8 protein-coding genes and 1 CRISPR repeat array are annotated in these 15,598 nt (G+C 37.9%); of the genes, 6 read left to right on the top strand and 2 right to left on the bottom strand.

Annotated elements, in window-relative coordinates; all coding sequences use genetic code 11:
• The 5 genes from istA to ppnP all read left to right on the top strand — a co-directional run.
• The coding region (istA, locus tag GJU39_RS21870; protein ID WP_154283130.1) for an IS21 family transposase at positions 1–1,369 on the top strand (1,369 nt) is incomplete at its 5' end.
• Between the two features lie 3 nt (positions 1,370–1,372).
• The gene (gene istB, locus GJU39_RS21865) at positions 1,373–2,089 is read left to right on the top strand and encodes an IS21-like element helper ATPase IstB (RefSeq protein WP_154283129.1); all 717 of its coding nucleotides are present in this window, start codon (positions 1,373–1,375) and stop codon (positions 2,087–2,089) included.
• A 147-nt stretch (positions 2,090–2,236) separates the two neighbouring features.
• A CRISPR array of direct repeats spans positions 2,237–7,064; the repeat unit is 46 nt; unit sequence GTTGTTGTAAATATCAGTAGTTCAAAGAAAGAAAGCAAATCACAAC.
• An 87-nt stretch (positions 7,065–7,151) separates the two neighbouring features.
• Positions 7,152–9,158 (top strand): DUF3857 domain-containing protein, encoded by a 2,007-nt coding sequence (locus GJU39_RS21860; RefSeq protein WP_154283128.1) that lies wholly within the window; start codon positions 7,152–7,154, stop codon positions 9,156–9,158.
• The gene (locus GJU39_RS21855; RefSeq protein ID WP_154283127.1) at positions 9,158–11,053 is read left to right on the top strand and encodes a DUF3857 domain-containing protein; all 1,896 of its coding nucleotides are present in this window, start codon (positions 9,158–9,160) and stop codon (positions 11,051–11,053) included. The genes GJU39_RS21860 and GJU39_RS21855 overlap by 1 nt, the downstream gene beginning before the upstream one ends.
• Before the next feature lie 18 nt (positions 11,054–11,071).
• Entirely contained in the window at positions 11,072–11,353 is a 282-nt protein-coding gene (ppnP, locus tag GJU39_RS21850; protein WP_154283126.1) for a pyrimidine/purine nucleoside phosphorylase, read from the top strand.
• 55 nt (positions 11,354–11,408) lie between these two features.
• Here the strand turns inward: ppnP and GJU39_RS21845 are convergent, their stop codons facing one another.
• Both GJU39_RS21845 and GJU39_RS21840 read right to left on the bottom strand, forming a co-directional pair.
• Positions 11,409–12,680, bottom strand: a complete 1,272-nt coding sequence (locus GJU39_RS21845; protein WP_154283125.1) for a M16 family metallopeptidase — start codon at positions 12,678–12,680, stop codon at positions 11,409–11,411.
• Complete coding sequence (locus GJU39_RS21840) at positions 12,673–13,917, bottom strand: M16 family metallopeptidase (protein WP_154283124.1); 1,245 nt, start codon at positions 13,915–13,917, stop codon at positions 12,673–12,675. The genes GJU39_RS21845 and GJU39_RS21840 overlap by 8 nt, the downstream gene beginning before the upstream one ends.
• 152 nt (positions 13,918–14,069) lie before the next feature.
• Here GJU39_RS21840 and mqnC point away from each other — a divergent pair, with 152 nt between their 5' ends.
• Complete coding sequence (mqnC, locus tag GJU39_RS21835; RefSeq protein ID WP_154283123.1) at positions 14,070–15,194, top strand: cyclic dehypoxanthinyl futalosine synthase; 1,125 nt, start codon at positions 14,070–14,072, stop codon at positions 15,192–15,194.
• The last annotated feature ends 404 nt before the right edge of the window (positions 15,195–15,598 follow it).

Genomic DNA, 15,598 nt, shown 5'->3' with positions numbered 1-15,598 from the left:
ATTTCACATAGGAAGTCCAGCCTATAAAGATCCCAGGTTTGAATATCTTCGGTCTAACCTGACCTATTATGCCAAGGAACTTGAATCGGTTGGGATGACCCGTCTACTTCTCTATGAGGAATATGAGGCTGGTTGCAAACCTGCATACAGCTATCCACAGTTTTGTTTCCATCTTCGTCAGCAACTCATCGCCAGACGTCCCGGAATGCGACTTGAGCATCTTGCCGCAGATAAGCTGTTCGTTGACTTTGCTGGTAAGCAAATGCATTATATTGATAGAGAGACCGGTGAAGTTATTGCCTGCCAGATATTTGTGGCATCGCTTCCATTCTCTGATTACTGCTTTGTAATGGCCGTCAGGAGCCAGAGGGTAGATGATTTTCTCCATGCGCTCGAATGTTGTCTTAGGGAACTTGGCGGTGCGCCTGCGGTACTGGTACCGGATAACCTGAAGTCTGCAGTTATAAAAGCCAACAGGTTTGAGCCGGAGATCAACCGTGCACTGGATGATTTTGCCAATCACTATGGGATTACCGTGATCCCTGCAAGATCGAAAAAACCAAAAGATAAGGCATTGGTGGAGAATCAGGTCAAGCTGGTATACAACCGTGTTTATGCCAGACTTAGGAACCGTCAGTTCTTTGATATCGAATCGCTTAACCAGGCCATCCGGGAAAAGGTGAAGGCGCATAACCAGACCAGGATGCAGCAAAAGCCCTACTGCAGAGAAGAGCGTTTTCTTGCTGCTGAGAAACACCTGCTCCATCCACTGCCGGCCGAAAGCTTTGAGGTAAAGTATTATTCGGAGCCAAAGGTGGCGCACAATAACCACATCTACCTAGGTAAGGATAAACACTATTACAGCGTCCCCTTTGCCTATGTAGGACAAAAAGTTCAGGTGGTTTATACCAGGAGCATGGTGAAGATATACGCCAGAAACAAACAGATTGCAGTCCATGTACGGAATCTGAATCCAGCTGGTTACTCCACTCAAAAAGATCATCTGAGCTCTCATCACCAGCATTATCTGGAGAGGAGTCCTAAATATTATATCACCAGGGCAAAGGAGAAATCTGCAGAACTGCATCTTCTCTTCCAGATGATATTCGAGCAGAACACACATCCGGAACAACTCTACCGTACATGTGACGGGCTTCTCCGGCTGCAGAAAGGTGTGGATTCCGACAAATTTGGGGCAGCCTGTGAGCTTGCAATGAATGTCCGCAATCTTTCATATCGCTTTGTTGAACGCATCCTAAAAAATAACATGGTTGGAAATCAGGATGAACCGAAACATGAACAGCCACTCCCAGATCATAACAATATCCGTGGTATGGAATATTATTCACAAACAACAATCAAATTCTAGAAAATGAATATCGAAACACAACTCAGGCATCTACGTCTCCATGGTATGACCCGTAGCTGGTCAGCCCTTAATGAAACAAGAAAACTACATGAGCTAACCTTGAGTGAGGGGATGGAAATATTGCTTCAGGCAGAGACAGATGACCGGGATGGAAAGCGGTTTGAACGTCTTCAGTTAAATGCAAACTTCCGTTATAAGGCATCAATCGAGGAACTGAACATGGATTCCAAGCGAGGACTGGACAAGGCTACTGTGGGAATCCTTGCCACAGGCGAGTATATTCCCAAGGGAGAGGCAATATTGGTCTGCGGTTCCACAGGAACCGGAAAATCGTTCCTGGTTTCCGCATTGGGGCACCAGGCATGTGCCCAAGGGTACAGAGTCGCTTACTTCAATGTACAGAAGTTACTTTTAAAAACAAAGATGAGCCGGATTGATGGAAGTGTCCATAAGTTATTTGAAAAGATATCAAAAGCAGATCTGCTTATTCTGGATGATTTTGGACTAACTCATTTCGAACAGCAGCAGCGAATGGATATGCTGGAGATAATTGAGGATCGGCATGCAAAAAAAGCAACTATAATTGCCAGTCAACTACCAGTGGAAAAATGGTGGGACATCTTTGGAGATTCAACTCTGGCCGATGCCTTTTTGGATCGTATGGTGCACACATCTTATAGAATTGAATTAAAAGGAGAAAGTCTAAGAAAAAAAAGGTAAAATTGTCATGCCGTCAGCTATGACAGGCCAAATCCCCGAGGGGGGTCAGTATGGTGCATTACTGGGGTCAATATTGCCAGAATATCCATAGTTCAAAGAAAGAAAGCAAATCACAACACGCGGTGTGTTATCCAGCCCGCGCGCCCTGTTGTTGTAAATATCAGTAGTTCAAAGAAAGAAAGCAAATCACAACAGGGCGCTTCGTGCTGGTGGGTGGTGGTGCGTTGTTGTAAATATCAGTAGTTCAAAGAAAGAAAGCAAATCACAACCTATCGCTACTATATAATTAACCCCGTCTAGTTGTTGTAAATATCAGTAGTTCAAAGAAAGAAAGCAAATCACAACTCGTTTTAGGTACTGGGATATATAAATTACGTTGTTGTAAATATCAGTAGTTCAAAGAAAGAAAGCAAATCACAACGGCCCAGTCCTTTAACGCATCTATCGGCGGGTTGTTGTAAATATCAGTAGTTCAAAGAAAGAAAGCAAATCACAACTAAAGTAGCCACCGTTACGTCGTCCCAGCGTTGTTGTAAATATCAGTAGTTCAAAGAAAGAAAGCAAATCACAACGTGCGGCATACCGAACAAAACCGCAAGTTTGTTGTTGTAAATATCAGTAGTTCAAAGAAAGAAAGCAAATCACAACCAAATACACCTCATAATCTTCATCCCAAAGGTTGTTGTAAATATCAGTAGTTCAAAGAAAGAAAGCAAATCACAACAGTTGACAAGGAAGGTTTTTCATCACACGGGTTGTTGTAAATATCAGTAGTTCAAAGAAAGAAAGCAAATCACAACATTGAATTATCGTAAAGCTCAACGTAAACTGTTGTTGTAAATATCAGTAGTTCAAAGAAAGAAAGCAAATCACAACTTAATCCTGGAGCTTTTAAAAAATCTTTAGGTTGTTGTAAATATCAGTAGTTCAAAGAAAGAAAGCAAATCACAACGCATGGTTAACCCTGCTGATGACGAGGAGGGTTGTTGTAAATATCAGTAGTTCAAAGAAAGAAAGCAAATCACAACAAAATCTTTTATGGAAGCTTTCAAGTCTTCGTTGTTGTAAATATCAGTAGTTCAAAGAAAGAAAGCAAATCACAACTATGACCGACAGTTTAAGACACTTTGTTGAGTTGTTGTAAATATCAGTAGTTCAAAGAAAGAAAGCAAATCACAACACTGGCGGTGGTGCTCATTATCTGGATTTCGTTGTTGTAAATATCAGTAGTTCAAAGAAAGAAAGCAAATCACAACGGATCTACTAACGATCGTGAATTAGATTTCGTTGTTGTAAATATCAGTAGTTCAAAGAAAGAAAGCAAATCACAACTGCGTGGTGCTTTCGAGGTTAGTATAGAACGTTGTTGTAAATATCAGTAGTTCAAAGAAAGAAAGCAAATCACAACAACGCTGGCTATAGTGATGCGGAAGTGATGGTTGTTGTAAATATCAGTAGTTCAAAGAAAGAAAGCAAATCACAACAGTAAATTGGATCAGGCCTTCACGATCAAGGTTGTTGTAAATATCAGTAGTTCAAAGAAAGAAAGCAAATCACAACTCAATTGCTTATAAGCAATAGCTCTTAATCGTTGTTGTAAATATCAGTAGTTCAAAGAAAGAAAGCAAATCACAACTAGGGTACGACAGGTCTAAGAATGTGGGCGGTTGTTGTAAATATCAGTAGTTCAAAGAAAGAAAGCAAATCACAACCATCTGTATTGTAGTAAAATTTTTTGCATGTTGTTGTAAATATCAGTAGTTCAAAGAAAGAAAGCAAATCACAACAAGTTTTTCGGGTTTAACAACGTAGCATCTGTTGTTGTAAATATCAGTAGTTCAAAGAAAGAAAGCAAATCACAACTTGTGATTAGCTCTAGTTCTTCTAGTCTTGGTTGTTGTAAATATCAGTAGTTCAAAGAAAGAAAGCAAATCACAACTATTCTTGATGTTTGAAGTCTGTCTTTTTGTTGTTGTAAATATCAGTAGTTCAAAGAAAGAAAGCAAATCACAACTATAAAATGTGTATATTTTGTAACATCTTTGTTGTTGTAAATATCAGTAGTTCAAAGAAAGAAAGCAAATCACAACTGATACCTCAACCTCTGTTGCTCCACCCACGTTGTTGTAAATATCAGTAGTTCAAAGAAAGAAAGCAAATCACAACATATTCTTCGTTAAACAGGGTTAATACTTGTTGTTGTAAATATCAGTAGTTCAAAGAAAGAAAGCAAATCACAACTAGTCGACCATTGTAAACCCTAAAAATGCAGTTGTTGTAAATATCAGTAGTTCAAAGAAAGAAAGCAAATCACAACTAGATGCCAAAGTTGCAATGGCGGACGTGGGTTGTTGTAAATATCAGTAGTTCAAAGAAAGAAAGCAAATCACAACTGCTTCTAGCCCTTGTTCTTTTTCCTTGCCGTTGTTGTAAATATCAGTAGTTCAAAGAAAGAAAGCAAATCACAACCTATTTCTTGTGCTCTTACTACTGCTCCTAGTTGTTGTAAATATCAGTAGTTCAAAGAAAGAAAGCAAATCACAACCTGGATAAATGGCCGCAGAAACATGAGTAACCGTTGTTGTAAATATCAGTAGTTCAAAGAAAGAAAGCAAATCACAACGTACTGGTGATGGATCACTTTTATTTACTGTTGTTGTAAATATCAGTAGTTCAAAGAAAGAAAGCAAATCACAACCGGTGCTTGATATCAGTTTACTTGCAAATTGTTGTTGTAAATATCAGTAGTTCAAAGAAAGAAAGCAAATCACAACTTTGTCGCCAATTAGAAATAAACCGTTGTTGTTGTTGTAAATATCAGTAGTTCAAAGAAAGAAAGCAAATCACAACACGCGATATCTTAAATGATCAAAGTATTTTGTTGTTGTAAATATCAGTAGTTCAAAGAAAGAAAGCAAATCACAACTAACAGTGCTAACTAATAAAACGAAAACAAGTTGTTGTAAATATCAGTAGTTCAAAGAAAGAAAGCAAATCACAACCTTACATCAATGGTAATATTCTTGTTGTTGGTTGTTGTAAATATCAGTAGTTCAAAGAAAGAAAGCAAATCACAACTCTACGATATCATTGATACGAACGATATTGTTGTTGTAAATATCAGTAGTTCAAAGAAAGAAAGCAAATCACAACCAGGTAAGCTGGCGGACTTATCAGACTGTAGTTGTTGTAAATATCAGTAGTTCAAAGAAAGAAAGCAAATCACAACTAGTAGAATTTCTCAAAGTACTTCAGTGCCGTTGTTGTAAATATCAGTAGTTCAAAGAAAGAAAGCAAATCACAACGCTAAACGGTGTTGAAATGGGTAGGAATAAGTTGTTGTAAATATCAGTAGTTCAAAGAAAGAAAGCAAATCACAACTTGCTGTTCTATTTGTCTCCTGTCGTTTTTGTTGTTGTAAATATCAGTAGTTCAAAGAAAGAAAGCAAATCACAACTGGTTCCATACTGCGTCCTGGTAGTCGTCGGTTGTTGTAAATATCAGTAGTTCAAAGAAAGAAAGCAAATCACAACACTGGTTTCATCTCTTATCTTGTTCATTTTGTTGTTGTAAATATCAGTAGTTCAAAGAAAGAAAGCAAATCACAACCTTATACACATGAAGATAAAAAGGTAACGTGTTGTTGTAAATATCAGTAGTTCAAAGAAAGAAAGCAAATCACAACAATATCATTCAAATAGGCCTGATGGACTGCGTTGTTGTAAATATCAGTAGTTCAAAGAAAGAAAGCAAATCACAACATTTGTTACGTGCACGTTGTATACAGGCGTGTTGTTGTAAATATCAGTAGTTCAAAGAAAGAAAGCAAATCACAACGTCAGTAACAACCGTTATTTCTTTAACGTTGTTGTTGTAAATATCAGTAGTTCAAAGAAAGAAAGCAAATCACAACCAGGTTCAATTCTTTTTTTAATCATGTTTCGTTGTTGTAAATATTAGTAGTTCAAAGAAAGAAAGCAAATCACAACGGTTTAATGAAGCCCATCAAAGAAGAAAACGTTGTTGTAAATATCAGTAGTTCAAAGAAAGAAAGCAAATCACAACCGAAATTTGAATCGCCTACCGGTATATCATGTTGTTGTAAATATCAGTAGTTCAAAGAAAGAAAGCAAATCACAACTTCTCGTGATTACTTCATCGATTGTTTTGTGTTGTTGTAAATATCAGTAGTTCAAAGAAAGAAAGCAAATCACAACTGCAGGAAGCAAGCGCAATCAAGACAGACAGTTGTTGTAAATATCAGTAGTTCAAAGAAAGAAAGCAAATCACAACTGAGACCCGACGAAAAAACCAGGCTCGACTGTTGTTGTAAATATCAGTAGTTCAAAGAAAGAAAGCAAATCACAACTGGACAATACCTTAAATGTTATAGGAGGCGGTTGTTGTAAATATCAGTAGTTCAAAGAAAGAAAGCAAATCACAACCCAACCACCTTTATAGAACACCCAGTTTTTGTTGTTGTAAATATCAGTAGTTCAAAGAAAGAAAGCAAATCACAACCTGTTGCTGATCTTTTTTCAAATCTTCTTGTTGTTGTAAATATCAGTAGTTCAAAGAAAGAAAGCAAATCACAACTACTTGTTCCAACTGTTGCGCGTCAAGCCTGTTGTTGTAAATATCAGTAGTTCAAAGAAAGAAAGCAAATCACAACAACAACTGGAAAATTGTAGAAAGAGAAGAGTTGTTGTAAATATCAGTAGTTCAAAGAAAGAAAGCAAATCACAACAGCGCATGGCGACGAGAAACCATACATAATGTTGTTGTAAATATCAGTAGTTCAAAGAAAGAAAGCAAATCACAACTGGACGAAACGGTATTGTTCCCTGGTTAAAGTTGTTGTAAATATCAGTAGTTCAAAGAAAGAAAGCAAATCACAACGCCAGGCTATTACGCTATCAAATTGCATTTGTTGTTGTAAATATCAGTAGTTTAAATAAGGAAAGAAAATCACAACAGGTTTATTCTTGTATAAAAAATCTTACGAAATCCTTAAAATATTCAATAGTTACCTTATTATTGTACAACCAAACAAAAATACCAAATGCAGAAAATCGCCCTCAAATTTCTGACCCTTATGCTGTGCATTGGGGTTTCGACTACTTACGCGCAAACTAAACCTCCAATAAAACGAGAATTTAAATTCGGTAAAATTGCACCCTCAGAATTTGAAACCAAAGCAACCGGCCCGGACTCATCAGCTGCAGCAATAAAATTATTCGATGTTGGAGATTGTTATTTCGAATATAGTCAAACTGAAAATAGTTTCAACTATGTTTATGAAAGACACATCCGCTATAAAATTTTAACTAAAAGCGGTTATGACCTTGCGAATTTTCAAGTGCAGCTTTACAAACAAAACAGCCAGGCGAAAGAAGATTTGAGCTATATGGATGCAGCAACCTACAACATGCTTGATGGCAAAATGGTAGTGAGCAAACTAAACAAAGACGCTAAATTTACCGAAGAGTTTAATAAAAACTACCTGATCAAGAAATTTGCATTGCCAAACGTAAAGGAAGGATCAATTATCGAATTCAAATACAAAATAAAATCAGATTTTATTTTCACCCTCCGTGGGTGGAAATTTCAAAGTGATATCCCAACCTTATGGTCAGAATACAATGTTAAAATACCAGAATACTTTAATTACAAGCACAATACCAGCGGATATTATCAAATCAGTCACCCGTTACATCAATCGATAAATGCCAGTTACGTAACAGGCTTACCTTCTACCGCAACGTACGATAAATATGTGGTTGAAAATGCACCTGCTTTAAAAGACGAGCCTTTCATTACCACAATGGATGACTATATTCCGAAAATTGCTTTTGAATTAAGGGGAACAAATTTTCCAAAAGATATTTACAGAGACTTTAATGGCTCCTGGGATAAAATTATTACCGGTTTAAATGAAGATGAAAATTTCGGATTCTTCATCAACAAAAACAGTTATGCCAAAGCTGTTCTGCCCGGAATTGTAAAGTCAGAAAAAGATACGTTAGCAATCATCAATTCCATCTTCACCTATGTAAAGAATAACATCAAATGGAATGATGATTATTCCATCTACACCTCGCTATTAAGTCCTAAGAGTGTTTTTGAGAAAAAAACGGGATCCTCTGCAGACATCAATCTCTCCCTGTTGAGCCTGCTTAAAGAAGCCAAAATCACCGCTTATCCCGTGTTAATTAGCACCCGAAACCATGGTGAGCATCCCGGTTACCCGGTAATTTCGGGCTTCAACAACGTAGTACTGGTTACACAAATTGACAGTACAGTTTATTTTCTTGATGCCACAAACAAAGACTTGCCCATTGGGATGTTAAGTGATGAGAACCTTAACCATCAGGGTTTCTATGTGAACCTTAAAAAGCTCTCGGGCAACTGGATTTCTACTGAACCCACTTCTTTAAATGAAAAAGTATTTGCTTATAATTTAAAACTCGATAAAGAAAACAAACTATCAGGCCAAATCAATCAATATTCAAAAGGTTACATCGCCCTTAACCTTCGTGAAAAATATCGCAGCGCGAATAACGATGCAGAATTTGTAAAGGCTTTTAAAAGTGATAAAACAGGTTTAGAAATTAAAAATTATAAAATCCAAAACCTCGATGATTTAGCGGGATTACTAACTGAATCTATGGATGTTGCAATCGAAGATAACGTGGAAGAGGCCGGTAACCTGGTGTACTTCACTCCGCTCCTGTTCGAACGCACCAAAGAGAACCTGTTTAAGCATGAAGAACGTAAATTCCCTGTAGACTTTGCCTTTCCATTTAAAGAAACTTATCGGATGACGTTAAACTTTCCGGAAGATTATGAGATAGATAAATTACCAAAAAGCGGCAATTATAAACTGCCGGATGAGAAAGGGAGTTTTTCGATCAGCTATATTACTGAAGGAAAAATGCTAATGGTTAGAAGCATCATCAACGTAAATAAATCGCTTTATACCTCAGATGAATACTTTGATCTTAAAGAATTATTCAAAACCATTGTAGAAAAACAGGCTGAACAAATCGTTTTTAAAAGGAAATCATAATGAAATACTTATTCACCATAATTTTATTTAGCGCATGTCTTGGTAGCGTTTTTGCACAAGGCGGATATGATGTTGCTAAAATTCCAGACGATTTAAAAAAAGATGCCATCGCTGTAGTGCGCAACGAGGAACAGTTTTTCGACATCAAAAGCTTAAGTAGCGGACAGTACGACTATAAAGTTGCCATTACTATCTTAAATAAGGCCGGAGACGGACTTGCTGAAATGACAGAGATTTATGACAAGTTCATGAGCATTTCAAACATCAAAGCTTCTATTTACGACGCTACAGGAAAAAAGATTAAAGACTATAAATCATCGGATGTTAAAGACCAAAGTTTAACCTCCAATTCTTCTATTTATGAAGAGAACAGAATGAAATCTATCAACTTCATCGCCCTAAGCTATCCTTACACCATAGAATACAGTTTCACCAAAGAATTTAAAGGCCTACTATATTTTCCTTCCTGGCGGGATTTAATGGGCTTTAACATTTCAGTTGAAAAATCAAGTTATACGATTCAAAAAAACAAAAATTACCAGCTTCGATACCTGACGAGTGCAAATCTTAAAACAGATTCTACTGCTATTGCAGATAAAATTCAGTACAAATGGAAAAGCCAGAACATTCCGGCGCTGGTTAGTGAGCCGTTAAGTACCGGAATTGATAACGTGGCGAACTGGGTAAAAGCATCACCTAATGAATTTGAGTATGATGGCTCTAAAGGAAATTTCAACAGCTGGAAAACTTTCGGATCATGGATGTATGGATTAAACGCGGGTGGGAATAAACTTCCGGAACCAGCAAAGGCGCTTGTTCAAAACCTCATTAAGGATGCCAAAACGCCAAAAGATAAAATCAAGATTCTTTACAATCATTTACAACAAAACACCCGTTATGTAAGCGTACAATTGGGTATAGGCGGATTCAGGCCTATTCTGGCAGAAAAAGTTGCCCAGGTAAATTATGGCGATTGTAAAGCACTTTCCAACTACATGAAAGCCCTGTTAAATGAAGCTGGAATTTCATCTAACCTAATCGTTATCGGAAATGGCATGCCGGGCCTAAACACCAATTATTCAAGCATGGGACAGGCAAACCACATGATTCTGTGTGTGCCATTGGAAAAGGATACCACCTTTCTGGAATGCACTAGTCAGTATGACCCCATGGGATTTATTGGCTACAGCAATGCAGACCGGAACGTATTAATGGTGACTGATCAGGGTGGAAAAATCATTCGCACACCTGTATATAGTCCGAAAGATAATTACCAAATAAGGAAAACAACGATCAATCTAGCTGACGATGGCACTGCCCTGCTAGCGCTAAAATCTACCTATGCAAATGCACAATTTGAAGAAAATTTAAGTATGATGCTGTTAGAACCGGGCGAGCAACGTAAACGAATTATTGCTGGAAATAAGATTCCAGTTGCCGAGTTAACCAGCTTTAGCTATATACAGCCAGACAAAACTAAACCAATTATTAATGAAGAATTGAATTTTAAAAGTGGTCAGCTTTACACTAAATCTGGCGATAAAATCTTTTTAACCCTTAATCAAATCAATCGTAAAGAAAATGTACCGCTAAAGGTAGAAAATAGAAAAACTTATTTTGCTGTGCCATACGGTTATCATGATGAGGATGAAATAAATTTTACGCTCCCGAAAGGCTACACGGTAGAATTTCTTCCAAAGGATATCCAGATCGCGTCAGAATTTGGAAATTACACAGCCAGGTTTACCACAAAGGATAATGCAATTACTTATGTCCGGACGCAAACCATGACAAACAAAAAATATCCGCCAGAAAAATACAACGAGTATGTAGATTTCTATAAAAAAGTATACCAGGCAGATAAACAAAAAGCGGTTTTAAACAAAGTTTTATAGCTTTACCAAGAAAAGAATATGATCACTGAAAACCAATATTTTGATGGCAATGTAAAATCACTGGGCTACACAACTGCAGAAGGTAAATCAACAGTAGGAATCATTAACCCCGGCGAATACGAATTCGGAACAGCAGATAAAGAGATCATGTATATTGTAGAGGGAGAACTTTCTGCATTACTTCCTGAGCAAACAGACTGGAAAATTTTTAAAGCAGGTAGCCAGTTTGAGGTTCCTGCAAACGCTTCGTTCAAAGTGAAAACAGATGTACAAACCGCATATCTTTGCCAATATCGTTAAACAGAAAAGGGCAGAAAAAATATTTTCTGCCCTTTTTAATGTAATTGTTAACCAATTACTTCTTTCCAACTACCACTTCGGTAAAGTCTTCAGTATTTAAATATTTATTCGCCAATGCCTGGATATCTTCAGCAGTAATGGCTTTCACTTTCGCGATATAGTTTTGATAATAATCATAACCTAAGCCAAAGAAATGAATGTTTTTAAATTTGTCTGCATGAGAGAAAACATTTTCCAGGCTACCTAACATTGATCCTAGCATGTAATTTTTCACCAGGGTCAATTCTTCATTACCAACCAGCTCGCTTTTAAGTATTTCGATTTCTTTGTAAATCTCGATTAACGCGGCAGCGCAAACTTCGGCACCCACTTCTGTGGCAATAAAAAGATAACCTGCACCCTGCAAGGAAGAAATTCCTGAACCAATTCCGTAGGTGTAACCTTTATCTTCTCTGATATTATTCATCAGGCGAGAGCCAAAATACCCACCTAAAACTGTATTTAAAATTTGCAAGCCTGGGAAATCTTCATGCGCACGATTTACTGCTAATTTCCCAATTCTGATGGCAGATTGCAACGCATCAGGGCGCTCTTTATAAATAACCGCTTTCGGCGCAATGCTAAAGCTGAAATCATTTTTTTTCGCATTACCAGGTTCCCAATCCCGGCCAAACCCGTTATTTAACAATTCAAAGCTGGTGTCTTCAAATTTACCTGAAACTATAATTGTGCAGTTATCAGGCGCATAAGCTGCTTTAAAATAGCTGGTTAAATCGTCGCGTTGTAACCCATCGTAATGGTTAGCCTGAATATCCACGCCATAAGCGGTGTCGCCAAAGAGCGCATGTGCAAACTCCTTCCGGGCGAGCATGTCATTTTTTTTCAGGTTTACCTGTAGTTTTTGCTTCTGGTTCTGAATATAAAGATCAATCTCTTCCTGTGGAAACTGGCTATCGGTAAGCACGTTTTTAACAATGGGCAATACCGCCGCCAGGTGTTTATTCAACGTGTAAAGCGTTACCGTCGATTGATCCTGAACATATTCGGTTTGGAAAAAAGCACCATAAAAATCTATCTTTTCTGCAATTTCTTTAGCAGAAAATTTAGTGGTTCCGTTATTGATCAGCGAACTTACCGCTATGGCTTGCAGCGGCTTTTCAACGTTCCAGTTTACATTATTAAAGATAAATTCGATCCTAACCAAATCCTGCTCACCCGAATAAATGGTGTAAACAGGTACATTATTGGATAATGTTCTATGCGTAGGCTGAATAAAATTTATGGTTGATACCTGCTTAAAATCAGGTGCTACTTGTCTGTTAAGCATGTTCTTCAGTTAAATAATACAAGGTTGAGGATTGTTCTCTGCCAAAAGTTTCGTTCGAGATTCTTTTGATGTCTTCTGCAGTTACTTTTAAAAATTCTTCACTTTCCTGGTTTAATAAGTCTGCATTACCTAATAATTCATAATAAGCAAGATTCATGGCTTTATCTAATAAACTCATCTCAGAAAATACCAATACAGATTCTACTTTATTTTTAACCTTTGTTAATTCATCTGCCGTAACCAGTTCACTTTTCAGTTTCTCCAGTTCAACCCAAATGGCTTTTTCAGCAGTTTCAACTGATACACCTTCTACCAGTTTACCTTCTACAATAAATAATCCGGCATCGAGACTGCTTGAAATGTAGGCATTAATATCACTGAATAACTTCTGTTCTTTCAACAAGCTGTTATATAATCTTGATGATTGCCCTCTTGATAAAATATCAGAGAGCAAATCAAATGCGTAATAATCAGCGTTCAATCTTCCCGGCATTTTAAATGCAACATAAATTGCATTTAACGGTACATTTGCCTTAACGGTTTCCTGTCTGGCTGCTGTTTGTACATCTTCCTGAATGAGGTTTCTTTCATATTTATCTCCGGCAGGAATGGGCTCAAACCATTTTTCGGCAAGCTTTTTCACCTCTTCAGTTTTTACATTTCCACCCACCACTAAAATGGCATTTTGTGGGGTATAATGCTTTTTGAAAAAAGCTTTTACATCATCTATAGTTGCATTTTCGATGTGTGGTAGTTCTTTCCCGATCGTAGCCCAGCGATAAGCATGTTTTTTATAAGCCAACGGACGCAATTTCAACCAAACATCACCGTAAGGTTGATTTAAATAGCGTTGTTTAAATTCCTCGCTCACCACATTTTTTTGCGTATCTAAACTTTTCTCAGAGAATGCCAGACTTAACATCCGGTCACTTTCCAGCCAAAATGCTGTTTCTATATTTTCAGAAGGTAAAGTAATGTAATAATTGGTGATGTCGTTACTGGTAAAGGCATTGTTTTCGCCCCCTACCCTTTGTAAAGGTTCATCATAGTTTGGAACATTTACCGATCCGCCGAACATTAAATGCTCAAATAAGTGTGCAAACCCGGTTTTTTCAGGATCCTCATCACGAGCACCCACATCATATAAAATATTTAAAACTGCCATCGGAGTTGTTGGATCTTCGTGAACCAAAACCTTCAATCCGTTGGCGAGTGTAAAACGATTAAAATCTACCATAGTATTTATTAGAATCGTAAAGATATAATAAATGATTTCACACATTAGGAAGATTTGATAGATTTTAGTTTATTAATGGTGTTTGCTATTTTTTTGACAAACCTTAAACCTTACACCCTCAACCTTCCCTCCCTTTTAACTATCTTTGTACTATGAATACAGCCGATCTACTACAACGGGCGCTACATTTTGATTTTTTAACGCAAGAAGAAGGTGTTTACTTATACCACAATGCCGACACCGCATCTCTGATGTTTGTGGCCAATGAATTGAGAAAAATTCAGGTTCCGAGTGGTAAAGTAACCTGGCAAATTGATAGAAATGTAAACACTACGAATGTTTGTATTGCGAACTGTAAATTCTGTAATTTTTTCAGAAGACCTGGTCATGATGAGAGTTACATTACCGATATCGAAACCTATAAAGTAAAAATCGAAGAGACCTTTCGTTTAGGCGGCGATCAATTGTTGCTGCAAGGTGGCCACCACCCGGATTTAGGCCTTAATTTTTATGCTGATCTCTTTAGAAAACTCAAAGAATTATATCCTGATTTAAAACTTCATGCTTTAGGTCCGCCGGAAATTGCCCACGTAGCAAAACTGGAAGGCATGAGCCACACGGAAGTTTTAAAGGCACTAAAAGAAGCAGGCATGGATTCTTTACCTGGTGCGGGTGCTGAAATTTTAAACGACCGCGTTCGCCGGTTAATTTCTAAGGGGAAATGTGGCGGACAAGAGTGGCTGGATGTGATGCGCGCTTGCCATCAACTGGATATTACCACCTCTGCAACGATGATGTTTGGCCACGTAGAAACCATCGAAGAACGTTTTGAACATTTAGTATGGATCCGTCAGGTGCAGAGCGAAAAACCAGCTGATGCAAATGGTTTCTTAGCCTTTATTCCATGGCCTTTTCAGGATGATGGAACTTTATTGAAAAGATTGAGGGGCATTAGCAATAACGTAACTGCTGATGAATACATCAGAATGATTGCTTTGAGCAGAATCATGTTACCAAACGTAAAAAACATTCAGGCCAGCTGGTTAACCGTTGGTAAAACCACGGCACAACTTTGTCTACATGCTGGCGCGAATGATTTTGGTTCGATTATGATTGAAGAAAATGTAGTTTCCGCAGCAGGTGCACCACACCGTTTCACCGCAAACGGCATCCAGCAATCTATAAAAGCCGCAGGCTTTGAACCTCAACTCCGTGGACAAAAATATAATTACCGCGACTTGCCTGAACATCTGGAAGAGCAGGTGATTACTTATTAAGATTTGCCTATCGAAGCACCTGCTATCACCACCCTGCTATCACCACCCTGCTCTCCGGCCTGGGAGATGATGGAAGGAGAAAACGTTAAAGCTATCACCTACAAACTTTCAACCCATACTACCCAAGGCAGCGCGTTCTCTCCCGATTCTTCATCGGGTGCATGTGCTACCGACAAAAAGCTTTAACGATTTTATCCGACATCAGTTCCAAGCCTTGAGTTATTCATCTGTTATTTATGTTTTTAATTGCATTCATGAGCTCGCTGAAAAGCTCGGTTTTGCTTCTTTTTGTCAAGAAAAAGAAGATAGCCCTTCGGCGGCCAGCCCGGGCAAGCCAGCAGAGCGGCCAAATGATTGATAAGCCATAACAAGATAGATTGCTTCACGCCCTCACTCAACCTCCA

It is taken from the genome of Pedobacter petrophilus (assembly GCF_009674725.1).
Classification (GTDB): domain Bacteria; phylum Bacteroidota; class Bacteroidia; order Sphingobacteriales; family Sphingobacteriaceae; genus Pedobacter; species Pedobacter petrophilus.
Note: the sequence above shows the minus strand (reverse complement) of the source record. Positions and strands in the feature narration are given on the sequence as shown.